The following is a 23,779-nucleotide window of genomic DNA, read 5'->3' as shown; positions in this document are numbered from 1 at the left end:
CCGATAGTACCTGATTGTCCGGCACCATGAAAGGTCTTCGTTATTGGGCTATAATGCGGCAATTGATAAAGTCTGAAAATACCATGAAGAAAACTTCTTTTAGAAATCACCGGGTTGAGCGATTCAGCTCGCGACAAGCCGCCAGAAAACCGCAAGAAACCCAGCCAAAGCGGGTCATATTGTTCAATAAACCCTACGATGTATTGCCGCAGTTTACCGACGAGGCCGGGCGCAGCACGCTGAAGGATTACATTCCCGTTCAGGGTGTCTACGCCGCCGGGCGTCTGGACCGGGACAGCGAAGGCCTTCTGGTTTTAACCAACGACGGCGCTCTGCAGGCGAAACTCACCCAGCCGGGTAAACGCACCGGGAAAATTTACTTCGTCCAGGTCGAAGGCGAGCCGGATGAAGCAGCGCTGGAAAAATTACGCAGCGGCGTCACGTTGAACGATGGCCCGACCTTGCCTGCAGGCATTGAGCGGGTTAGCGAACCTGAATGGCTGTGGCCGCGTAATCCCCCCATTCGCGAGCGCAAATCCATTCCGACAAGCTGGCTCAAAATTACCCTGTATGAAGGCCGCAACCGTCAGGTGCGTCGGATGACTGCGCATGTCGGTTTCCCTACCCTGCGCCTGATTCGCTACGCCATGGGCAATTACACGCTGGAAACACTTGCAAACGGTGAATGGCGCGACGTTGCCCCTTAAGGAGACACTATGTTCAAACCGCATGTCACCGTTGCCTGTGTCGTTCACGCGCAGGGGAAATTTTTGGTCGTGGAAGAGAGCATCAACGGTAAAGCACTGTGGAACCAGCCTGCCGGACATCTCGAAGCGAACGAAACGCTATTGCAGGCCGCCAGGCGCGAGCTGTGGGAAGAGACCGGTATCCGCGCCGAACCTCAGTATTTTATTCGCATGCATCAGTGGATCGCGCCTGACCATACGCCTTTCCTGCGCTTTTTATTCGCCATTGAGCTTAGCGAAACGTGCGCCACTGAACCGCACGATGACGATATCGATCGCTGTCTGTGGGTAACCGCAGACGAGATCCTGAGCGCGCCAAACCTGCGCTCGCCGCTGGTTGCCGAAAGCATCCGCTGCTGGCAGTCAGGTGCACGCTTGCCGCTGGATGTCATCGGAGAATTTAACTGGCCGTTTACAGAGGGTGTCAATGGTGGGGGGGCGTGATAGAATACGCCGCCTTGAAGTTCAATGTCGTGAGTATTCCATGTCAGATAACAGCCAGAAAAAAGTGATCGTCGGCATGTCCGGCGGTGTCGATTCCTCCGTTTCCGCCTACCTGTTGCAACAACAGGGCTATAAGGTGGAGGGCCTGTTCATGAAGAACTGGGAGGAAGACGATGGCGAGGAATACTGCACTGCCGCTGCGGATCTCGCCGATGCGCAGGCCGTGTGCGACAAGCTCGGCATTGAACTGCACACCGTTAACTTTGCCGCAGAATACTGGGACAACGTCTTCGAACTCTTCCTTGAAGAGTACAAAGCGGGCCGTACCCCGAACCCGGACATTCTGTGCAACAAAGAGATCAAATTTAAAGCCTTCCTGGAGTTCGCCGCAGAAGATCTGGGCGCAGACTACATTGCGACCGGTCACTACGTGCGTCGCGCAGACGTGAATGGCAAAAGCCAACTGCTGCGCGGTCTGGACGGCAATAAAGATCAGAGCTATTTCCTCTATACGCTGAGCCACGAACAGATTGCCCAAAGCCTGTTCCCGGTCGGCGAGCTGGAAAAGCCGCAGGTACGTAAAATCGCGGAAGCGCTGGACCTGATCACCGCGAAGAAAAAAGACTCCACCGGTATCTGCTTTATCGGCGAGCGTAAATTCCGCGAATTCCTCGGCCGTTACCTGCCAGCACAGCCGGGCAAAATTATCACCGTTGATGGCGATGAAATTGGCCAGCATCAGGGGCTGATGTATCACACGCTTGGCCAGCGTAAAGGGCTGGGCATCGGCGGCACCAAAGACGGTAGCGAAGATCCGTGGTATGTGGTCGACAAAGATGTCGAAAACAATATTCTGATTGTGGCCCAGGGCCATGACCATCCGCGTCTGATGTCCGTTGGCCTGATTGCGCAGCAATTGCACTGGGTTGATCGCGAGCCGTTTAAAGGCACACTGCGCTGCACGGTGAAAACGCGCTACCGTCAGACCGATATTCCATGCACCGTTACCGCGCTGGACGACGATCGTATTGAAGTCCGTTTCGACGAACCGGTTTCCGCCGTTACCCCTGGTCAGTCTGCCGTCTTCTACAGCGGCGAAATTTGCCTGGGCGGTGGGATCATTGAACAGCGCCTGCCGCTGCCTGCTGTTTAACACGATTGCACACATAAAGGAGAGCGTGTGGCGAAGAACTATTACGACATCACCCTGGCGCTGGCGGGAATTTGCCAGTCTGCCCGTCTGGTGCAACAGCTGGCGCATCAGGGTCATTGCGACGCTGACGCCCTGCACGTTTCACTCAACAGCGTTATCGATCTTAACCCCGGCTCCACGCTGGGTGTGTTCGGTGGCAGTGAAACCAATCTTCGTCTCGGTCTTGAAACGTTGCTCGGCGTGCTCAACGCCAGCAACCGTCAGGGATTAAACGCGGAACTGACCCGCTACACGTTAAGCCTGATGGTGCTGGAGCGTAAGCTGAGCGCAGCGAAAGGTGCGCTGGATACTCTTGGCGATCGCATCGCCGGCCTTCAGCGTCAGCTTGACCATTTTGACCTGCAGTCCGAAACGCTGCTGAGTGCGATGGCCGGTATTTATGTCGACGTGATAAGCCCGCTGGGTCCGCGTATCCAGGTCACCGGCTCCCCTGCCGTGCTGCAAAGTCCACAGGTTCAGGCGAAGGTTCGCGCCTCGCTGCTGGCAGGCATTCGCGCCGCCGTGCTGTGGCACCAGGTTGGCGGTGGCCGCCTGCAGTTAATGTTTTCTCGTAATCGCCTGACGACTCAGGCAAAACAAATTCTTGCTCATTGTTAACCTCCCGGAGTTGCGAATTATGGAATTATCCTCACTGACCGCCGTATCCCCTGTCGATGGACGCTACGGCGATAAAGTCAGCGCGCTGCGCGGGATCTTCAGCGAATATGGTTTGCTGAAGTTCCGTGTTCAGGTTGAAGTACGCTGGCTGCAAAAGCTGGCCGCCCAGGCAGCAATCAAGGAAGTTCCTGCTTTTGACGAAAAGGCAAACGATTACCTTGATAAAATCGTTGCTGAGTTTAGCGAAGACGATGCAGCGCGCATTAAGACCATCGAACGCACCACTAACCACGACGTGAAAGCGGTTGAGTATTTCCTGAAAGAGAAAGTCGAAAGCGTCCCTGCCCTGCACGCGGTCTCTGAATTTATTCACTTCGCCTGTACCTCTGAAGACATTAACAACCTGTCTCACGCGCTGATGCTCTCCACCGCGCGTAAAGAAGTGGTGCTGCCTTACTGGCGTAAAATTATCGATGCGGTTAAAGCCCTGTCTGTGGAATACCGCGACATTCCGCTGCTTTCCCGTACTCACGGCCAGCCTGCTACGCCATCCACGATGGGTAAAGAGATGGCGAATGTGGCGTACCGCATGGAGCGTCAGTATCGTCAACTGGAGCAGGTTGAGATCCTCGGCAAAATCAACGGTGCAGTCGGTAACTACAACGCCCACATCGCCGCTTACCCGGAAGTGGACTGGCACCAGTTCAGCGAAGAGTTTGTGACCTCGCTGGGCATTCAGTGGAACCCGTACACCACCCAGATTGAGCCGCACGACTATATTGCCGAGCTGTTTGACTGCATCGCGCGCTTCAACACCATTCTGATCGACTTCGACCGTGACGTGTGGGGCTATATCGCCCTGAACCACTTCAAACAGAAAACCATCGCCGGTGAAATCGGTTCTTCCACCATGCCGCATAAAGTGAACCCGATCGACTTCGAAAACTCCGAAGGCAACCTGGGCCTGGCAAACGCCGTACTGCAGCATATGGCGAGCAAACTGCCGGTTTCCCGCTGGCAGCGCGATCTGACCGACTCCACCGTTCTGCGTAACCTGGGCGTGGGCATTGGCTACGCGCTGATCGCCTATCAGTCCACCCTGAAAGGCGTGAGCAAGCTGGAAGTGAACCGCGACCGTCTGCTGGACGAGCTGGATCACAACTGGGAAGTGCTGGCAGAGCCGATCCAGACCGTAATGCGTCGCTACGGCATCGAAAAGCCGTACGAAAAACTGAAAGAGCTGACCCGCGGCAAACGCGTTGACGCCGAAGGTATGAAACAGTTTATCGACGGTCTGGCACTGCCAGAAGAAGAGAAAACGCGCCTGAAAGCGATGACCCCGGCAAACTACATTGGCCGCGCCATCACTATGGTTGACGAGCTGAAGTAATCGCCCTCTCCCCCTTTCCGCCCGGAAAGGGGTTGCTTTCCCCCGGTTTACTCAATGTTTATACCCACAACAACATAATCAGCGTTAAACTATTCATACCATTTATTTAGGGAGAAGAGATGATGCGCGTATTGGTTGTTGAGGATAACGCATTGCTACGCCATCACCTGAAGGTGCAGCTTCAGGAGATGGGACATCAGGTGGACGATGCCGAAGATGCAAAAGAAGCCGATTATTATCTCAATGAACACTTACCGGATATCGCCATCGTCGATTTAGGATTGCCGGATGAAGACGGGTTGTCGCTGATCCGTCGCTGGCGCAGTCATGACGTTTCCCTGCCCGTTCTGGTCCTCACCGCCCGCGAAGGCTGGCAGGACAAAGTTGAAGTGCTGAGCGCAGGTGCAGATGACTATGTCACCAAGCCGTTTCATATTGAAGAGGTCGCCGCCCGTATGCAGGCGCTACTGCGCCGTAACAGCGGGCTGGCCTCACAGGTCATCTCCATTCCGCCTTTCCAGGTAGATCTCTCGCGTCGTGAATTTTCCATTAACGATGAAGTGATCAAGCTGACCGCGTTCGAATATACCATTATGGAAACGCTGATCCGCAACAGCGGTAAAGTCGTCAGTAAAGATTCCCTTATGCTCCAGCTTTATCCGGATGCTGAGCTGCGCGAAAGTCACACCATTGATGTGTTGATGGGACGCCTGCGCAAAAAAATCCAGGCGCAGTATCCGCAGGACGTGATCACGACCGTGCGTGGCCAGGGCTACCTGTTTGAATTACGCTAGATGAAACGGATTTTGCGCCACATTCTGCCGCTCTCGTTACGGGTCCGCTTCCTGCTGGCAACCGCTGCCGTGGTGCTGGTGCTGTCGCTCTCCTACGGGATGGTAGCACTGGTCGGGTATAGCGTGAGCTTTGATAAAACCACCTTCCGCCTGTTACGCGGCGAAAGTAACCTGTTTTATACCCTGGCGAAGTGGGAAGATAATCGCATCAGCGTGGAAATGCCAGAAAACCTGAACCAGCAAAGCCCGACTCTGGCGCTGATTTACAACGAGAAAGGTCAGTTGCTGTGGGCACAGCGTGACGTGCCGTGGCTGGTAAAACGCATCCGCCCGGAATGGCTCAAAACCAATGGTTTCCATGAGATAGAGGCCGATCTCAACTCAACCAGCGCATTACTGCGTGACGATCGTTCTCTTCAGCAAAAGCTGAATGAGATCCGCGAGGAAGATGATGACACGGAAATGACCCACTCCGTCGCCATTAATCTCTATCCTGCCACGATGACTATGCCGCAGTTGACTATTGTGGTGATCGACACAATTCCGGTTGAGCTTAAACGCTCCTATATGGTCTGGAGCTGGTTCGTGTACGTTCTGGCCGCTAACCTGTTGCTGGTTATTCCGCTGCTGTGGGTTGCAGCCTGGTGGAGCCTGCGTCCGATCGAATCGCTTGCCAAAGAGGTACGCGAACTGGAAGAGCACCATCGTGAGAAGCTCAACCCGGAAACCACGCGCGAACTGACCAGCCTGGTGCGAAATCTTAACCGTCTACTGAAAAGCGAGCGTGAACGTTACGACAAATACCGCACCACGCTCACCGATCTTACACACAGCCTGAAGACGCCGCTGGCGGTAATGCAAAGTACGCTGCGTTCAATGCGCAGCTCAAAACTGAGCGTCGACGATGCCGAGCCGGTTATGCTGGAACAAATCAGCCGTATTTCGCAGCAAATCGGCTACTACCTGCACCGAGCCAGTATGCGTTCCGGTAGTGCGTTATTAAGCCGGGAATTGCACCCGGTTGCACCGTTGCTGGATAACCTGACCTCCGCGCTGAATAAGGTTTACCAGCGCAAAGGCGTGAATATCAGTCTTGATATCTCACCGGAAATCAGCTTTGTCGGTGAGAAAAATGACTTTATGGAAGTGATGGGTAATCTGCTCGACAACGCTTGTAAATATTGTCTGGAATTTGTGGAAGTGTCAGCGCGCCAGACGGATAACGAACTGCATATTATCGTTGAGGATGATGGCCCCGGCATTCCGCGCAATAAACGCGACCTTGTTTTCGACCGGGGCCAACGCGCCGATACGCTACGTCCGGGCCAGGGCGTGGGATTATCCGTGGCACGTGAGATTGTCGATCAGTACGATGGCAAAATTGAAACCGGCGAGAGTTTACTCGGCGGAGCCAGAATGGAAGTTATTTTTGGCCGTCAGCAGCCCACATCGAGCGATAGTTAAGCCGTTATGCGAAAAATGCGAGGTTCTCGCCCCCAGGCTCCTGAGCTTCCGTTATAATCCGTCTCAGTAAGAGCCTGCGGAATAAAAAAATATGGATTATCACTTAACGCTTAACTGGCCCGATTTTATTGAACGCTACTGGCAAAAACGCCCGGTCGTTCTGAAACGCGGGATCAGCAATTTTGTCGACCCTATCTCCCCTGACGAGCTGGCCGGTCTGGCGATGGAAAATGAAGTGGACAGCCGCCTGGTGAGCCACCAGGACGGGAAGTGGCAGGTCAGCCACGGTCCTTTCGAAAGCTACGATCACCTGGGTGAAAACAACTGGTCTTTACTGGTTCAGGCGGTTAACCACTGGCACGAGCCTACCGCAGCTTTAATGCGTCCGTTCCGCGCCTTGCCCGACTGGCGGATGGACGATCTGATGATCTCCTTCTCCGTGCCGGGTGGTGGCGTTGGCCCACATCTGGATCAATACGACGTGTTTATCATTCAGGGCACCGGCCGTCGTCGCTGGCGTGTGGGCGAGAAAGTGCCGATGAAACAGCACTGCCCACACCCTGATCTGCTCCAGGTCGATCCGTTTGAAGGGATCATTGATGAGGAGCTGGAACCGGGAGATATTCTTTATATCCCGCCAGGATTCCCGCATGAAGGTTATTCGCTGGAAAATTCACTGAACTATTCAGTCGGTTTCCGCGCACCCAGCGGTCGCGAGATGATCAGCGGTTTTGCTGATTACGTTCTGCAGCGTGAACTGGGAAGCTACCGCTACAGCGACCCGGATGTCCCTGCACGTGAACATCCTGCCGACATTCTGCCGGAGGAGCTGGATAAACTGCGCGGCATGATGCTTGAGCTGATCAACGAGCCTGAGCATTTCAGACACTGGTTTGGCGAGTTTATCAGCCAGTCGCGTCACGAGCTGGACGTTGCGCCGCCGGAGCCACCTTATCAGGCTGACGAAATTTATGATGCACTACAGCAGGGTGACAAGCTGGCTCGTCTCGGCGGGTTACGCGTACTGCGCATTGGTGAAGATGTTTTCGTTAACGGCGAGAAGCTGGATTCCCCACACCGCCCGGCTCTGGAAGCCATCGCCAGCCATCTGGTGCTGACGGCAGATACCTTTGGTGACGCGCTGGAAGATCCGTCCTTCCTCGCTATGCTTGCCGCGCTGGTGAACAGCGGGTATTGGTTCTTTGAGGACTGAGTCGCTTTAATGCCCGGTGGCGCTTCGCTTACCGGGCCTACAAAACCCACGAATGTAGGCCGGGTAAGGCGTAGTCGCCACCCGGCTTTTTACTTCCGCTCCCCCGACACAAAATCCTCGATCTCCCCCGCCCAATCCGCCGGATACAACCCTTCACGCACGTCCCGATGAAACGTTGAAAACGGCCAGTCGATGATCTGACTGACATAGCCGTGCTTTACCGGATTAATGTAGATGTAATCCATGTGCCGCCGGTAATCCTCTTCATGACGAATAGTGTGCTCCCAGAAACGCGGCTGCCAGACATGGCGCATCTCAATATTGCGGCTGAACGTTTTTTTGATACCCCGCCAGCGGGCGGAGAAGTCACTGTCGCCTTCCGGTAACGTCCAGATACAGTGCATATGTTCGGGTAAAATAACCCAGGCATTAATGATGAAGGGCTTTGAACGTTTTACGGTTGCGGTGGCAGCACGCAGGCTGTCGATATGGCGGGTAAGCAAATCGCTCTGACGATTTTGCAGGTTGACGGTGAAGAACCAGGTCCCACCGGGGACGTAATGGCGGCGGTAATTTGACATTGGCACTCCTTGCCGGTTGCCCGGTGGCGCTTCGCTTACCGGGCCTACGATCATGGGTTTTGTAGGCCGGGTAAGGCGTAGCCGCCACCCGGCTTAAAGCGGCTAACGTTTCGCCGTCAACTCCGCAATCCGCACAATCACCTTAACCGCTTTCTCCATCCCTTCCAGCGTCACGAACTCATGTTTTCCGTGGTAGTTGTAGCCACCGGTAAACAGGTTCGGACACGGTAGTCCCATGAAGGAAAGCTGCGAGCCGTCAGTGCCGCCGCGAATCGGCTTTAACTGCGGTTCAATATCGCAATCACGCATCGCCTGTTGAGCAATATCCAGAATGTGCGGATGCGCCATGACCTTTTCACGCATATTGTAATAGCTGTCCTCAATGATCAGCTCAATATAGCAATCCGGATGCAGCCCCTTGCCGACCTTCTTCGCAATTTCCATCATCTTACGCTTGCGCGCTTCAAAGGCTTTACGGTCGAAATCGCGGACAATGTAGTGCATTTGCGCACTGTCCACGGTGCCTTTGATGCTGGTGAGGTGATAAAAACCTTCGTACCCTTCCGTCATCTCCGGGCTCTCTTCAGCCGGCACTTCGGCATGAATGCGGGATGCCAGCGACAGCGCGTTCACCATCACGCCTTTAGCAGAGCCAGGATGGACGTTGTTACCCACGATTTTGATGGTAATTGACGCCGCATTGAAGTTTTCATACTCCAGCTCGCCCACGCCACCGCCGTCAACGGTATAAGCCCACTGCGCATTAAAGGCGTCGACGTCGAAGTGTTTCGCGCCTTTGCCCACCTCTTCATCTGGCGTAAAGGCCACACGAATATCGCCATGCGGAATATTTTTACCTTTCAGTACCGCCAGCGCCGTCATGATTTCCGCGATGCCCGCTTTATCATCGGCCCCCAGCAGCGTTTTACCGTCGGTGGTGATCAGCGTCTGTCCCAGCAGTTGATGCAGCACCGGGAACATCACCGGAGACAGCACTTCGTCGCCAATGCCCAGCGCAATATCGCCGCCGCGGTAGTTTTCAACAATCTGCGGATTCACATGCTTACCGCTGAAATCCGGTGAGGTATCAACATGGGAGATAAAGCCAATCGCCGGAATATCTCCGTCGACATTCGCAGGCAGCGTTCCCATCACAGTGCCTTTATCGCTTAACGTGACATTGACCAGCCCCAGGGCTTCAAGCTGCTCTTTCAGCAGGTTTAATAATTTCCACTGGCCTTCGGTGCTCGGCACCTGTCGGACACCCGGTTTAGATTGGGTATCCAGCGAAACGTACTGTAAAAAACGCTCAAGTAATTTATCCATGCAGTCACCCTCACTTTTTGTGACAACATTATTAGTAAGCATCAAAACGCAAATATTGCGTCAGGTCACTTTTATCCCGCAAACGAGAATATTTTCCGTTTATGTCGTTATGCGTTAATAAATGTAGCTTATGAATCAGTGACAAGGATTGGCGATTCAACGGGTTTGCCGTAGAATGTCCGCCCTCATTACGAGTCACCAAGGTGGTTACACACAAACCCCGCTTCGGTCTGCGGCCTGAAGCGTCTATATGGGACAGTGCAAAAATTGAATACACAATCCCGTTCCCTTTCACCGCTGGTGCAACTGGAACGAATTCGTAAAAGTTTTGATGGCAAAGATGTCATTTCCGACCTGAATCTGACCATCAACGACGGTGAGTTTCTCACGCTGCTTGGCCCTTCTGGCTGCGGCAAAACAACCGTACTGCGCCTTATCGCCGGGCTGGAAAGCGTCGATAACGGCCACATCCATCTTGAGAACCAGGACATTACCCAGGTTCCTGCCGAAGATCGCCACGTCAATACCGTCTTTCAGAGCTATGCCCTGTTCCCGCACATGACGGTATTTGAGAACGTGGCGTTTGGCCTGCGGATGCAAAAAACGCCGGCAAATGAGATCCCGCCGCGCGTCACCGAAGCCCTGAGAATGGTGCAACTGGAAGAATTTGCCCAGCGAAAACCTCACCAGCTTTCCGGCGGTCAGCAGCAGCGTGTTGCCATCGCGCGTGCGGTGGTCAATAAACCGCGTCTGCTTCTGCTGGATGAATCCCTCTCCGCGCTGGATTACAAACTGCGCAAGCAGATGCAGAACGAGCTGAAAGCACTGCAGCGCAAGCTCGGCATTACCTTTGTTTTTGTGACCCACGACCAGGAAGAAGCCCTGACCATGTCCGATCGCATTGTGGTCATGCGCGACGGCAAAATCGAGCAGGATGGCACCCCGCGTGAAATCTACGAAGAGCCGAAAAACCTGTTTGTCGCCAGCTTCATTGGCGAAATCAATATCTTCAACGCCACGGTGATCGAACGCCTGGACGAACAGCGGGTTCGCGCTAATGTTGAAGGACGCGAATGCAATATTTACGTCAATTTTGCCGTCGAGAGAGGACAAAAGCTCAACGTCCTGCTGCGTCCGGAAGATCTCCGGGTCGATGAGATCCACGACAGTCGCGAAGCCGAAGGGCTGATTGGCTATATCCGCGAGCGCAACTACAAAGGGATGACGCTTGAATCCGTCGTTGAACTCGAAAACGGCAAGATGGTGATGGTCAGTGAGTTCTTTAACGAAGACGATCCTGATTTCGACCACTCGCTGGATCAGAAAATGGTTATCAACTGGGTAGAAAGCTGGGAGGTTGTGCTGGCTGATGAAGAACACAAGTAAATTCCAGAATGTGGTGATTACCACGATCGTCGGTTGGCTTGTGTTGTTTGTCTTTTTACCCAACCTGATGATCATTGCCACCAGCTTCCTGACCCGCGACGACGCAAACTTCGTCAAGCTGGTCTTTACACTGGACAACTACTCGCGCCTGCTCGATCCGCTCTATTTTGACGTGCTGCTGCACTCGCTCAATATGGCGCTGATCGCAACTATCGCCTGCCTGGTGCTGGGGTATCCTTTCGCGTGGTTCCTTGCCCGCCTGCCGCAGAAGGTGCGCCCGCTGCTGCTGTTTTTACTGATTGTGCCGTTCTGGACCAACTCTTTAATCCGCATCTACGGGCTGAAAATCTTCCTCAGCACAAAGGGCTATCTCAACGAGTTTTTGCTCTGGCTGGGTGTGATTGATACGCCAGTACGCATCATGTTCACGCCGGGCGCGGTGATCATCGGTCTGGTTTATATCCTGTTGCCGTTTATGGTCATGCCGCTCTACTCCAGCATTGAAAAGCTCGATAAACCGCTGCTGGAAGCGGCGAAAGATCTGGGTGCCAGTAAGCTGCAAACCTTTGTCCGCATTATCATTCCGCTGACCATGCCCGGCATTATCGCGGGCTGTTTGCTGGTGATGCTGCCCGCGATGGGGCTGTTTTACGTCTCCGATCTGATGGGTGGTGCGAAAAATCTGCTGATCGGAAACGTGATTAAGAGCCAGTTCCTGAACATTCGCGACTGGCCGTTTGGCGCGGCCACCAGCATCACGCTGACCGTAGTGATGGGGCTAATGCTGCTGGTTTACTGGCGTGCTTCGCGCCTGCTGAATAAGACGGTGGAACTCGAATGATCGGTCGACTGCTTCGCGGCGGTTTTATGACCGCCATTTATGCTTATCTTTATATTCCGATCATCATTTTGATCGTGAACTCGTTTAACAGCTCCCGCTTCGGGATTAACTGGCAAGGCTTTACGACCAACTGGTATAGCCTGCTGATGAACAATGACAGCCTGCTGCAGGCCGCGCAGCACTCGTTGACGATGGCGATTTTCTCTGCCACCTTCGCCACGCTGATCGGCTCGCTGACCGCCGTGGCGCTCTACCGCTATCGTTTTCGCGGTAAACCGTTCGTCAGCGGGATGCTGTTTGTGGTGATGATGTCGCCGGATATCGTCATGGCCATTTCGCTGCTGGTGCTGTTTATGCTGCTGGGCATCCAGCTTGGCTTCTGGTCGCTGCTTTTTTCCCATATCACCTTCTGCCTGCCGTTTGTGGTGGTCACTGTGTATGCACGCCTGAAAGGGTTCGATGTACGCATGCTGGAGGCGGCGAAAGACCTGGGTGCCAGCGAGATGACGATCCTGCGCAAAATCATCCTGCCGCTGGCGATGCCTGCGGTCGCGGCAGGCTGGCTGCTCAGCTTCACCCTGTCGATGGATGACGTGGTGGTTTCCTCCTTCGTGACCGGGCCGAGTTATGAAATTCTGCCGTTGAAGATCTATTCGATGGTAAAAGTTGGCGTTTCACCAGAGGTGAACGCGCTGGCGACCATTCTGTTGGTGCTGTCGCTGGTTCTGGTAATTGCCAGCCAGGTTATTGCTCGTGATAAAACAAAATCTCAGGGGACAATGAAATGAAAAAAATGCTTGCCGCTGCGGCACTGGTGTTCGGAATGAGCGCCGCGCACGCTGATGACAGCAAAACGCTCTATTTCTATAACTGGACAGAGTATGTGCCGCCAGGCCTGCTGGAGCAGTTCACTAAAGAGACGGGCATCAAGGTTATCTATTCCACCTATGAGTCGAATGAAACCATGTATGCCAAGCTCAAAACGTACAAAGACGGCGCTTACGATCTGGTTGTTCCCTCGACCTATTTCGTCGATAAGATGCGCAAAGAGGGCATGATCCAGAAGATCGACAAAACAAAGCTAACCAATTTTTCAAACCTCGACCCGGAGATGCTTAACAAGCCGTTCGACCCGAATAACGACTATTCGATTCCTTACATCTGGGGCGCGACGGCTATTGGGGTTAACAGCGATGCCATCGATCCAAAAAGCGTGACCAGTTGGGCCGATCTGTGGAAACCGGAATACAAAAGCAGCCTGCTGTTAACCGACGACGCGCGTGAAGTGTTCCAGATCGCGCTGCGCAAACTGGGCTATTCCGGCAATACGACCGATCCGAAAGAGATTGAAGCGGCGTATAACGAGCTGAAAAAACTGATGCCAAACGTGGCGGCATTCAACTCTGATAACCCTGCGAATCCGTATATGGAAGGCGAAGTGAATCTCGGGATGGTGTGGAACGGCTCGGCGTTTGTTGCGCGTCAGGCCGGGACACCACTGGAGGTGGTCTGGCCGAAAGAAGGCGGGATTTTCTGGATGGACAGCCTCTCTATTCCAGCAAATGCGAAAAACGTAGACGGTGCGCTAAAGCTGATTAACTTCCTGCTGCGCCCGGATATCGCAAAACAGGTTGCGGAAACCATCGGCTACCCGACGCCCAACCTGGCGGCGCGTAAGCTGCTAAGCCCGGAAGTCGCGAACGACAAGTCGCTCTACCCGGATGCCGAAACCATAAGCAAGGGTGAATGGCAGAATGACGTTGGTGACGCGAGTCGTCTCTACGAAGAGTATTACCAGAAATTAAAAGCAGGCCGTTAAGTTTACAATACCGGGCGGCACCACACCGCCCGGTATTATTACAATCCCTTCAGCAGCTTATCCACAAATGCTGGCACCACTTCACTGGCTAAGCCGTAATGTTTCTCTTCAAACTCACTTCCGACCTGGCTCGGTTCCAGATTTAACTCTACCGTGTGCGCGCCATGCAGTCGTGCTTCGTGAACAAATCCCGCCGCCGGATAGACATGCCCCGACGTACCGATGGCGATAAACACATCTGCCATCGCCAGTGCGCTGTATATCTCATCCATGCCCAGCGGCATTTCACCGAACCATACCACATGCGGGCGCAGCCGTGACGGGAACTGACAGCAGTGACACTTATCTTCCGGCAGCACGTCATCCTTCCAGTCCAGCACCTGACCACTCCAGTCACAGCGTACCTTCAGCAGTTCACCGTGCATGTGGATGATGTTCTTATTACCGGCCCTCTCATGCAGATTATCGATATTCTGCGTGACCAGCAGAAACCGGTCGCCAAGCGCCTCTTCCAGCTTCGCCAGCGCCAGATGCGCCGCATTTGGCGCAATCTCCGGCTGCTGAAGCTGACGACGGCGGGCGTTATAAAACGCCTGCACCAGATCCGGGTCACGGGCGAAGCCTTCCGGCGTCGCCACATCTTCCACATGGTGTTCTTCCCATAAACCGTCCGCAGCACGGAAGGTACGAATCCCGGACTCGGCGGAAATCCCCGCCCCGGTCAGCACGACGACTCTGGGTTTATCCATCGCTTCTGGCATCATCCTGTCTCTGAAAAAGATCCGCTGGCGCAAGCGCTCACGTAAGCGGCGTTTATTTTTGCGAAAACGGCTGAGTCGACCTAAGCGACGCGACAGCATAGTAACCTCATAAACTAATCGGTGAGATGAAGGAATGCGGCTCCGCGCATACCTCCTGCGTCCCCGTGCCGCGCACGCTCAATGCGTGGCACGCGGGCGACCGGCAATAAATGTCGGGGCAAACGCCCGGACAACTGTTCCGTGATCGCAGTAAAGTTTGACAGCCCGCCGCCAATCACCAGCAGATCCGGATCGACGATAGTCAGGATATTCCCCAGACACACCGCCAGCAGATCGAGGTAGCGCTCAACGTGCTCACGCGCCTGTGCATCCCCTTGCTCCCACAAGGTAATGATTTGGGGGGCCTCAAGTTTCTGATGATAGAAGTGTTCATATAGCCATGCAAACCCACGACCTGAGAGATAGTTCTCAATACAGCCATGCTGGCCGCAGCCGCAGCGTGTGAGCGGGAAATCACGCCCTACAACCTCAAGGGCATCTACCGGCAGACGAATATGGCCAAATTCGCCGGTGATATAACTGCGTCCGGTAATGGGTTTACCGTGAGTAATGATACCGCCCCCCACACCTGTACCGAGGATCAGCCCCATGACCAGCGGGTAATCGCGGAATTCATCGTCCCAGGCTTCCGAGAGAGCAAAACAGTTGGCATCGTTATCTAAACGCACGTCGCGTTCAAGGAGGGCGGAGAGATCGGCGCGAAGCGGTTTACCGCTGGCGGCAGGGACATTAGCGGCATACAGCGTGCCGTCGTCGGTTTCGGGCATGCCCGGAATACCAATGCCGACGCTGCCTTTTGCGCCAAAGCGTTCATCCGCTTGCGCCACCAGCGCGGCAATGGCGGTTAAAAAGTCATCATAGCTTTCGCGTGGCGTGGGAACACGGGTTTCCCACTGGAGTTTGAGATTTTCATCAAACACGCCGAGCGCAATTTTGGTACCGCCAATATCAAATCCGTAATACATAGTGCATTCCTCTCTTTGATCCAGCGGCCAAAAGACCGCTAAACCATGACGTAATTACTGGCCACTTAGTACCCTCGCCGGATCAATTCGGCTTGCGCGACGCGCCGGATACCAGCTTGCCAGCAGACTCAGTAAAAGTGCTGTAACCAGCACATAAATAACGTCCAGCCAGTGCAATTCAGACGGCAGGAAGTCAATAAAATAGATATCGCCCGACAGGAACTGATGGCCGATCAGCTTTTCAATGCCGTTAATGATCGGCGTCAGCTGCAGGGAAACGACCACGCCGATCGCCACGCCGCAAAGACTGCCGAACAGCCCTGCCAGCAAACCGTACCAGACGAAGATGGCGCGAATAAGACCGTCTTTTGCCCCTAAAGTACGCAGCACAGCGATGTCGCCGCTCTTGTCTTTCACCGCCATCACCAGCGTCGAAACGATATTAAAGCACGCCACACCGATCACCAGCACCATCGCCAGATACATAATGGCGCGGATCATCTGGATATCACGGTACATATACCCGTAAGTGCCGATCCAGCTTTTGATGTAGACATAGTTATTGGTCACACCGCCTGCATCTCGCACCAGTTTATTGGCGTTGAAAACATCGTTAACTTTGATGGCGATGCCCGTCACGCTGTCGCCCATGTCCAGATACTGGCGCGCATCTTCCAGCGGCACCATCGCGAAGCTGTGATCGAGCTGGCCGCTCAACTGAAGAATACCGGTGACGTGCAGGCGCACGCGCTTAGGTTGTTGCAGTTTATGGTCTGAGCTGGCGTTCGGGATCATGATCGACACCCAGTCGCCCTGCTTCACCTTGAGTGCATCGGCCACGCCTTTGCCCATGATGATCTGCTGCTCACCGGCCTTAAAGTTGGCCCATGCATTGTTCTGTACATAGTGTGGCAACGCGCTGAGGCGTTCTTCCTGGGCAGGATTCACCCCTTTCACCTGAATGGCGCGCAGGTTAACGCCGCTTTCCACCAGCCCGGTAAAGTTGATGTAAGGGGCGGCGGCGGCAATGCCCGGCACTTTTTCCACTTTAGTGAGCGCATCGCGCCAGTCGGCCCACGGTTGGTTGACCGGCTCGATTTCACCGTGCGGCACCACCGCCAGAATGCGGTTGTTCAGCTCACGCTCGAAACCGTTCATGGCGCTTAAGCCGACGATCAGCACCGCCACGCCCAGCGCAATACCGATGGTGGAGATGACCGAGATCAGCGATACCATGCCGCTGCGACGACGGCCGCGGCTAAAGCGTAACCCGATGAGTAACGATAACGGTGAATCCATTACTCCACTCCCATCAGGGTCAGTTCGGCATTCAGATGACCGTCGCGCATCTCAAGCTGGCGTCCCATGCGTTTTGCCAGCTGCAGATCGTGAGTCACCACCAGAAACGCGGTGCCCTGCGAAGCATTCAGTTCACCCAGAAGCTGGAAGATACTGTCGGCATTGCGCGCATCCAGGTTACCGGTCGGTTCATCTGCCAGCACCAGACGTGGGTTATTGACCAGCGCGCGGGCAATCGCCACGCGCTGACGCTCGCCGCCGGAAAGTTCAGACGGACGGTGGTTCCCACGGTGCCCAAGCCCTACCGCCTTCAGCATGTCGCTGGCGCGGGCGTTAATTTCTGCCGGTTTCTTTTTGCCAATCAGCAGCGGCATCGCCACGTTTTCCAGCGCCGTGAAGTCCGGCAGCAGGTGGTGGAACTGATAGATAAAGCCCAGTTCGCGGTTACGCAATTCCGCTTTCGCCGCAGAGGACATCTTGCTCATTGGTTGACCAGAGAAGATCACGTCACCTTCAGTTGGCGTATCCAGCCCGCCCAGCAGGTGCAGCAAGGTACTTTTGCCGGAGCCTGAGCTGCCGACAATCGCCATCATCTCGCCCTCGCCCACGCTAAAGCTCACATTGTGCAGCACGTCAGTCTGCACATTGCCTTCCTGATAGCGTTTGGACAGGTTGTCGCATTGCAACAGGATCTTATTCATAACGTAAAGCCTCAGCGGGTTGAGTGGCGGCAGCGCGCCAGGAAGGATAAAGCGTAGAAAGCAGCGCAATGGCCATCGCGGCCAGCGCAATTCCGACCACCTGCAGCGGTTCGATGGCGACCGGCAGCGCCGCGCCATCCAGCAGTGCACCGATGATCGGCATGAGATTATTCAACTGACTGGCAAGCAGTGCGCCAAGCACAGCACCAAGCAATGCGCCGATTATCCCGGCGCTCGCGCCTTGTACCATAAACACGGCCATAATCTGGCGCGGCGTCAGCCCCTGGGTTTGCAGAATGGCGACTTCGCCCTGCTTTTCCATCACCATCAGGCCCAGCGAGGTGATAATGTTAAACGCGGCGACGGCCACGATCAGGCTCAGCAGCAGCCCCATCATGTTTTTTTCCATGCGCACGGCCTGGAACAGCTCGCCTTTACGGTCGCGCCAGTCCTGCCATTTGGTGCCTTCCGGCAGGGTTTGCTGGCTGAGGGTGTCCACCTTAAGCGGCTGATCGAGCCACAAGCGCCAGCCAGTGATATTCCCTGCCGGATAGCGCATCAGGCGCGAAGCGTCCTGAATGTTGACCAGCATCTGATAGCCGTCGACTTCGCTGTTGGCGGCAAAGGTACCGACGACGTTAAACAGACGCTGGCTGGGCAAACGCCCCATCGGCGTAAACTGGCTGGCAGACGGCACCATGACGCGCAGTTGGTCACCACGGTTAACGCCAAGCTGCCCGGCAAGCTGTTCACCGAGGATGACGTTGTATTTACCCGCTTGCAGATCGGTCTGTTTGACATTGACCAGATACGGCGTCAGCGGATCGTTTTGTGTCGGATCAATCCCCAGCATGACGCCCACCGCCACGCTGCGTGCGCTTTGCAGCACCACGTCACCGGTGGTTAACGGCGCAACACGCGTGACACCCTGTAACTTCACCGCGCTTTCCGGCAGTTGTTGCGGGTTGACGGAACCGTTGGTTGAAGAGAGAACGGCCTGCGGCATCAGCCCCAGAATGTTGTTTTGCAGCTCGCGCTCGAAGCCATTCATGACGGAAAGCACCGTCACCAGAGCCATCACGCCAAGCGTAATGCCAATAGTCGAAAGCCAGGAGACAAAGCGACCGAAGCGGTCCGCGGCGCGCCCACGCATGTAACGTAAGCCTATGAAGAGTGCGACAGGTTGATACATGAAATCCGTCTGTTTGCTGATAGCAGACCCACGAGTATATAAGCGAATCCGCTAAGCGTAAATGACTGAAACCGTAAGCGTTGGTAATCTTTTTTCCGAAAAATTCAGATAAATCATCATGCTACTGACGTAACGACCGCCTCTTAGCCTCCACCTTTTCCGAAAATCGTCCTGATACAGACTGTTACCCGTTACATCCCTGCCTCGTTTTAGAACAATGATCCGTTCGTTTATGGCAAAAAGGGTGTCGCGGACAATGAAACAAAAAGCATTATGGATTAACCAGATAAAAGGGCTTTGCATCTGCCTGGTGGTAATTTACCACTCGGTGATCACCTTTTATCCCCATCTGAGTGGGCTTCAACACCCGCTTTCTGGCCTCCTCGCCAAATGCTGGGTCTATTTTAACCTTTACCTCGCCCCCTTCCGCATGCCGGTATTTTTCTTTATTTCCGGTTATCTGATTCGTCGTTACATTGATGAAGTGGACTGGCGCACCAGCCTCGATAAGCGCATCTGGAGTATTGTCTGGGTACTGGCGCTGTGGGGTCTTTTACAATGGCAGGCGCTAAGCCACTTGAATGCCTGGCTGGCACCAGAGCGTGAATTAGCCACCTCCTCGAACGCCGCGTATGCCGATTCATTCACAGGCTTTATTCGCGGCATGCTCACCGCCAGCACCAGCCTGTGGTATCTGTATGCCCTGGTGGTCTATTTCACGCTGTGTAAACTGCTCAGCCGTTGGAAGTTACCGGTGCTGGGTCTGCTGGCGCTGGCGAGCATCGCGATTAACTTCCTGCCACTGCCGTGGTGGGGGATGAACAGCGTGGTGCGCAACATGATCTACTACAGCCTGGGTGCATGGTACGGCGCACAGCTGATGACGTGGATGAAAGGGCTGCAAATGCGTCGCGTCTGGCTGGCGGTGGTCGCGTTCGGCATGGTCTCCGTCGTGTTGTGGTTTGCAAACGTCCCGTTACCGCTCTCCCTGCTGTCGATAGTATTGATCATGAAGCTCTTCTACAGCCTTGAACAACGTTATGCCGTTCATCCCAGCAATCTTCTCAATGTAGTGGGTTCAAACACCATCGCGATTTACACCACTCATCGCATCTTAATAGAAGCCTTTAGCCTGATTCTGATTGGTGAAATGAACGCTGCGTACTGGCCCGTATGGGCGGAGCTAACGCTCATCCTCGTCTATCCGTTTGCCAGCCTGCTGATCTGTACGCTTTTCGGTCTTGGTGCCCGCAAACTCTCCACTGCACTGTTTGGCGATCTTTTCTTCTCCCCTCCAGCTCGCCTGTCTCCGGCCCCTGCCACCCGCTAACGGCCTCTCGCCTCCTTTTTGGGGGCGAGTTTTCCTGCTGTGCGCTTACGATTTGCTAATGTAAAACGATCGAGGATAATAAAGACATTGCGTATCAGTGATATGCCCCAATACTGTTGGTATATCCATAAGAGACTCTGACATAGCCATGCCTGAACACGATCGTTATTCCTTGCCTGTCAAAGCGGGCGACCAACGCCAGCTGGGCGAACTCACGGGCGCGGCATGCGCCACGCTGGTGGCTGAGATTACGGAGCGCCACCCTGGCCCGGTGGTGCTGGTTGCCCCGGACATGCAAAACGCCCTGCGCCTGCACGACGAAATTCGTCAGTTTACCGATAGTCTGGTGTTCAGCCTGGCCGACTGGGAAACGCTGCCGTATGACAGTTTCTCCCCGCACCAGGAGATCATCTCCTCACGTCTGTCGACGCTATACCAACTGCCAACCATGCAGCGCGGCGTGCTGATTGTACCGGTGAACACCCTGATGCAGCGCGTCTGCCCGCATAGCTACCTGCACGGCCATGCGCTGGTGATGAAAAAAGGCCAGCGTCTCTCCCGCGACGCCCTGCGTTCACAGCTCGACAGCGCCGGTTATCGCCACGTCGATCAGGTGATGGAGCACGGGGAATATGCCACGCGCGGCGCGCTGCTCGACCTTTACCCGATGGGCAGCGATCGGCCTTATCGTCTGGATTTCTTCGATGATGAAATCGACAGCCTGCGCGTGTTCGACGCCGACACGCAGCGCACGCTGGAAGAAGTGGAATCCATTAATTTACTGCCTGCGCACGAATTTCCGACGGACAAAACCGCGATCGAACTGTTCCGCAGCCAGTGGCGAGATAAGTTCGACGTGAAGCGCGATGCGGAACACATTTATCAGCAGGTGAGCAAAGGCACGCTGCCTGCGGGGATCGAATACTGGCAACCGCTGTTCTTTAACGAGCCGCTGCCTGCGCTATTCAGCTACTTCCCGGCGAATACGCTGATTGTGAATACCGGTGATATCGACGCCAGCGCCAGTCGTTTCGAAAGTGAAACCCGCGCTCGCTTCGAGAATCGTGGCGTGGACCCGATGCGTCCCCTGCTGCCACCGGAAACGCTGTGGCTGCGTACCGATGAGCTGAACGCTGAGCTTAAGCGCTGGCCGCGCATGCAGCTTAAAACCGAAACGCTGGCGAGCAAAGCGGCCAATACTAACCTGGCATACCAGAAGCTGCCGGACCTGTCCGTCCAGGCGCAGCAAAAATCACCGCTGGATAACCTGCGTAAATTCCTTGAATCCTTTACCGGACCGGTTGTTTTCTCCGTTGAAAGCGAGGGCCGCCGTGAGGCATTAGGCGAACTGCTTGGCCGCATTAAGATTGCGCCCAAACGTATCCTGCGCCTGGACGACGCCACCGGAACGGGACGCTATCTGATGATTGGTGCCGCCGAACATGGGTTTATTGATACGCTCAATAACCTCGCCCTTGTTTGTGAAAGCGACCTGTTGGGCGAACGCGTGGCGCGCCGCCGTCAGGACAGTCGTCGCACCATCAACCCGGACACGCTGATCCGCAACCTGGCCGAGCTGCATCCGGGCCAGCCGATTGTTCACCTGGAACACGGCGTCGGGCGGTATCAGGGGATGACGACTCTTGAAGCTGGCGGTATTAAAGGTGAGTACCTGATGCTGACCTACGCCAACGACGCCAAACTGTATGTGCCGGTCTCATCTCTGCATCTGATTAGCCGCTACGCCGGTGGTGCCGAAGACAATGCGCCGCTGCATAAACTGGGCGGCGACGCCTGGGCGCGGGCGCGTCAAAAAGCGGCGGAAAAAGTCCGAGACGTGGCGGCTGAGCTACTGGATATCTACGCCCAGCGTGCAGCCAAAGAAGGTTACGCCTTTAAGCACGATAAAGAGCAGTATCAGCTGTTCTGCGACAGTTTCCCGTTTGAAACCACGCCGGACCAGGCGCAGGCCATCAACGCCGTGCTGAGCGACATGTGCCAACCACTGGCAATGGACCGTCTGGTGTGCGGCGACGTGGGCTTCGGGAAAACCGAAGTGGCGATGCGCGCCGCCTTCCTGGCCGTGGAGAACAACAAGCAGGTCGCAGTGCTGGTGCCAACCACCCTTCTCGCCCAGCAGCATTTCGATAACTTCCGCGACCGCTTCGCCAACTGGCCGGTACGCATCGAGATGTTGTCACGTTTTCGCAGTGCCAAAGAGCAGACGCAAATTCTTGAGCAGGCAAGCGAAGGCAAGATCGACATTCTGATCGGTACCCACAAGCTGCTGCAAAGCGACGTGAAGTGGAAAGATCTGGGGCTGTTGATTGTCGATGAGGAGCACCGCTTCGGGGTACGCCATAAGGAGCGTATTAAAGCGATGCGGGCGGATGTTGATATTCTTACCCTCACCGCGACGCCAATTCCGCGCACGCTGAATATGGCGATGAGCGGGATGCGCGACCTGTCAATTATCGCCACGCCACCGGCGCGTCGTCTGGCAGTGAAAACCTTTGTACGTGAATACGATAACCTGGTGGTACGCGAAGCGATTCTGCGTGAAGTGCTGCGCGGCGGCCAGGTGTATTACCTTTACAACGACGTGGAAAATATCCAGAAAGCCGCCGACAGGCTGGCAGAACTGGTGCCGGAAGCACGCATCGCCATTGGTCACGGGCAGATGCGCGAGCGCGAGCTGGAACGGGTGATGAACGATTTCCACCACCAGCGCTTTAACGTGCTGGTGTGTACCACCATCATTGAGACCGGTATCGATATTCCAACGGCGAATACCATTATCATTGAACGTGCAGATCACTTTGGTCTGGCTCAGCTTCACCAGCTGCGTGGCCGCGTCGGGCGTTCACACCATCAGGCTTACGCCTGGCTGCTGACGCCGCACCCGAAAGCGATGACCACCGATGCGCAAAAGCGTCTGGAAGCCATTGCCTCGCTGGAAGACCTGGGCGCGGGCTTTGCGCTGGCCACGCACGATCTTGAGATCCGCGGTGCCGGTGAACTGCTGGGCGAAGACCAGAGCGGCTCCATGGAAACCATCGGCTTCTCGTTGTATATGGAACTGCTGGAAAATGCCGTCGACGCGCTGAAAGCCGGACGTGAACCGTCACTGGAAGATCTGACCAGCCAGCAGACCGAGGTGGAACTTCGCATGCCTTCCCTGCTGCCGGATGATTTTATTCCGGATGTGAACACCCGCCTGTCGTTCTATAAACGCATTGCCAGCGCGAAAAATGAGAGCGATCTCGAAGAGATCAAAGTCGAGTTGATTGACCGCTTCGGACTTCTGCCGGATGCTGCCCGAAACCTGCTGGATATCGCCCGACTGCGTCAGCAGGCGCAGAAACTGGGCATTCGCAAGCTGGAAGGGAATGAAAAAGGCGGCGTGATTGAGTTTGCAGAGAAAAACCATGTCGACCCGATGTGGCTGATCGGTTTACTGCAAAAACAGCCGCAGCATTTCCGTCTGGATGGCCCGACGCGTCTGCGTTTCACGCAGGAACTGGCCGAGCGAAAAACCCGTATGGACTGGGTGCGTAACTTTATGCGTCAGCTTGAAGAGAACGCCATTGCATAACCCTTCCCCCCCGTTAGCACCACGTTAACGGGGGACATTTACAAACTCTTTGCACTTTGCCT

Annotated in this window: 21 protein-coding genes; 14 read left to right on the top strand and 7 right to left on the bottom strand. The window is 55.0% G+C overall.

Annotated elements, in window-relative coordinates:
- Nucleotides 1-53 precede the first annotated feature (53 nt).
- The 8 genes from rluE to EoCCA6_RS20635 all read left to right on the top strand — a co-directional run bounded on the left by rluE (nucleotide 54) and on the right by EoCCA6_RS20635 (nucleotide 7,861).
- The gene (gene rluE, locus EoCCA6_RS20670; RefSeq protein WP_152084495.1) at nucleotides 54-707 is read left to right on the top strand and encodes a 23S rRNA pseudouridine(2457) synthase RluE; all 654 of its coding nucleotides are present in this window, start codon (nucleotides 54-56) and stop codon (nucleotides 705-707) included.
- Nucleotides 708-716: 9 nt separating this feature from the next.
- Nucleotides 717-1,190 (top strand): NUDIX hydrolase, encoded by a 474-nt coding sequence (locus EoCCA6_RS20665; RefSeq protein WP_152084246.1) that lies wholly within the window; start codon nucleotides 717-719, stop codon nucleotides 1,188-1,190.
- A gap of 40 nt (nucleotides 1,191-1,230) precedes the next feature.
- Nucleotides 1,231-2,343: a tRNA 2-thiouridine(34) synthase MnmA gene (gene mnmA, locus EoCCA6_RS20660; RefSeq protein ID WP_152084245.1), complete on the top strand. Its 1,113-nt coding sequence runs from the start codon at nucleotides 1,231-1,233 to the stop codon at nucleotides 2,341-2,343.
- A gap of 27 nt (nucleotides 2,344-2,370) precedes the next feature.
- The gene (gene hflD / locus EoCCA6_RS20655; protein ID WP_112009388.1) at nucleotides 2,371-3,000 is read left to right on the top strand and encodes a high frequency lysogenization protein HflD; all 630 of its coding nucleotides are present in this window, start codon (nucleotides 2,371-2,373) and stop codon (nucleotides 2,998-3,000) included.
- 19 nt (nucleotides 3,001-3,019) lie between these two features.
- Nucleotides 3,020-4,390: an adenylosuccinate lyase gene (purB, locus tag EoCCA6_RS20650; RefSeq protein WP_152084244.1), complete on the top strand. Its 1,371-nt coding sequence runs from the start codon at nucleotides 3,020-3,022 to the stop codon at nucleotides 4,388-4,390.
- 122 nt (nucleotides 4,391-4,512) lie between these two features.
- The gene (gene phoP, locus EoCCA6_RS20645; protein WP_152084494.1) at nucleotides 4,513-5,184 is read left to right on the top strand and encodes a two-component system response regulator PhoP; all 672 of its coding nucleotides are present in this window, start codon (nucleotides 4,513-4,515) and stop codon (nucleotides 5,182-5,184) included.
- Nucleotides 5,185-6,648: a two-component system sensor histidine kinase PhoQ gene (gene phoQ / locus EoCCA6_RS20640; protein ID WP_152084243.1), complete on the top strand. Its 1,464-nt coding sequence runs from the start codon at nucleotides 5,185-5,187 to the stop codon at nucleotides 6,646-6,648.
- 91 nt (nucleotides 6,649-6,739) lie between these two features.
- Nucleotides 6,740-7,861 (top strand): ribosomal protein uL16 3-hydroxylase, encoded by a 1,122-nt coding sequence (locus EoCCA6_RS20635; protein ID WP_152084242.1) that lies wholly within the window; start codon nucleotides 6,740-6,742, stop codon nucleotides 7,859-7,861.
- Nucleotides 7,862-7,950: 89 nt separating this feature from the next.
- Here the strand turns inward: EoCCA6_RS20635 and EoCCA6_RS20625 are convergent, their stop codons facing one another.
- Nucleotides 7,951-8,442, bottom strand: a complete 492-nt coding sequence (locus tag EoCCA6_RS20625; protein ID WP_152084241.1) for an REP-associated tyrosine transposase — start codon at nucleotides 8,440-8,442, stop codon at nucleotides 7,951-7,953.
- Nucleotides 8,443-8,544: 102 nt separating this feature from the next.
- The gene (gene pepT / locus EoCCA6_RS20615) at nucleotides 8,545-9,768 is read right to left on the bottom strand and encodes a peptidase T (protein WP_152084240.1); all 1,224 of its coding nucleotides are present in this window, start codon (nucleotides 9,766-9,768) and stop codon (nucleotides 8,545-8,547) included.
- A gap of 237 nt (nucleotides 9,769-10,005) precedes the next feature.
- Here pepT and potA point away from each other — a divergent pair, with 237 nt between their 5' ends.
- From potA to potD, 4 genes are read left to right on the top strand one after another with little or no spacing between them, the layout of a single operon-like run.
- On the top strand, nucleotides 10,006-11,154 hold the full coding sequence (gene potA / locus EoCCA6_RS20610) for a spermidine/putrescine ABC transporter ATP-binding protein PotA (RefSeq protein ID WP_225903500.1): 1,149 nt from the start codon (nucleotides 10,006-10,008) through the stop codon (nucleotides 11,152-11,154).
- The gene (gene potB / locus EoCCA6_RS20605; protein ID WP_152084238.1) at nucleotides 11,138-11,995 is read left to right on the top strand and encodes a spermidine/putrescine ABC transporter permease PotB; all 858 of its coding nucleotides are present in this window, start codon (nucleotides 11,138-11,140) and stop codon (nucleotides 11,993-11,995) included. Before potA ends, potB begins: the two co-directional genes overlap by 17 nt.
- Nucleotides 11,992-12,783: a spermidine/putrescine ABC transporter permease PotC gene (gene potC / locus EoCCA6_RS20600; RefSeq protein WP_152084237.1), complete on the top strand. Its 792-nt coding sequence runs from the start codon at nucleotides 11,992-11,994 to the stop codon at nucleotides 12,781-12,783. Before potB ends, potC begins: the two co-directional genes overlap by 4 nt.
- Nucleotides 12,780-13,814 (top strand): spermidine/putrescine ABC transporter substrate-binding protein PotD, encoded by a 1,035-nt coding sequence (gene potD / locus EoCCA6_RS20595; protein WP_152084236.1) that lies wholly within the window; start codon nucleotides 12,780-12,782, stop codon nucleotides 13,812-13,814. The genes potC and potD overlap by 4 nt, the downstream gene beginning before the upstream one ends.
- Nucleotides 13,815-13,852: 38 nt before the next feature.
- On the opposite strand, the gene cobB is transcribed toward potD, so the two are convergent.
- The 5 genes from cobB to lolC are packed head-to-tail and all read right to left on the bottom strand — an operon-like array spanning nucleotide 13,853 to nucleotide 18,792.
- The gene (gene cobB / locus EoCCA6_RS20590) at nucleotides 13,853-14,674 is read right to left on the bottom strand and encodes a Sir2 family NAD+-dependent deacetylase (RefSeq protein ID WP_152084235.1); all 822 of its coding nucleotides are present in this window, start codon (nucleotides 14,672-14,674) and stop codon (nucleotides 13,853-13,855) included.
- 14 nt (nucleotides 14,675-14,688) lie between these two features.
- On the bottom strand, nucleotides 14,689-15,600 hold the full coding sequence (nagK, locus tag EoCCA6_RS20585) for an N-acetylglucosamine kinase (RefSeq protein WP_152084234.1): 912 nt from the start codon (nucleotides 15,598-15,600) through the stop codon (nucleotides 14,689-14,691).
- Nucleotides 15,601-15,654: 54 nt separating this feature from the next.
- A complete protein-coding gene (gene lolE, locus EoCCA6_RS20580) occupies nucleotides 15,655-16,899 on the bottom strand; it encodes a lipoprotein-releasing ABC transporter permease subunit LolE (RefSeq protein WP_152084233.1) in 1,245 nt (414 codons plus the stop codon).
- Nucleotides 16,899-17,600, bottom strand: coding sequence for a lipoprotein-releasing ABC transporter ATP-binding protein LolD (gene lolD / locus EoCCA6_RS20575; RefSeq protein WP_152084232.1), 702 nt, complete (start codon nucleotides 17,598-17,600; stop codon nucleotides 16,899-16,901). Before lolD ends, lolE begins: the two co-directional genes overlap by 1 nt.
- Complete coding sequence (gene lolC / locus EoCCA6_RS20570; RefSeq protein ID WP_152084231.1) at nucleotides 17,593-18,792, bottom strand: lipoprotein-releasing ABC transporter permease subunit LolC; 1,200 nt, start codon at nucleotides 18,790-18,792, stop codon at nucleotides 17,593-17,595. Before lolC ends, lolD begins: the two co-directional genes overlap by 8 nt.
- Before the next feature lie 256 nt (nucleotides 18,793-19,048).
- Here lolC and EoCCA6_RS20565 point away from each other — a divergent pair, with 256 nt between their 5' ends.
- Both EoCCA6_RS20565 and mfd read left to right on the top strand, forming a co-directional pair.
- A complete protein-coding gene (locus EoCCA6_RS20565) occupies nucleotides 19,049-20,122 on the top strand; it encodes an acyltransferase family protein (RefSeq protein WP_152084230.1) in 1,074 nt (357 codons plus the stop codon).
- A gap of 148 nt (nucleotides 20,123-20,270) precedes the next feature.
- Nucleotides 20,271-23,717, top strand: coding sequence for a transcription-repair coupling factor (gene mfd / locus EoCCA6_RS20560; protein WP_152084229.1), 3,447 nt, complete (start codon nucleotides 20,271-20,273; stop codon nucleotides 23,715-23,717).
- Nucleotides 23,718-23,779: the final 62 nt, after the last annotated feature.

The organism is Enterobacter oligotrophicus (assembly GCF_009176645.1).
Classification (GTDB): Bacteria; Pseudomonadota; Gammaproteobacteria; order Enterobacterales; family Enterobacteriaceae; genus Enterobacter; species Enterobacter oligotrophicus.
Note: the sequence above shows the minus strand (reverse complement) of the source record. Positions and strands in the feature narration are given on the sequence as shown.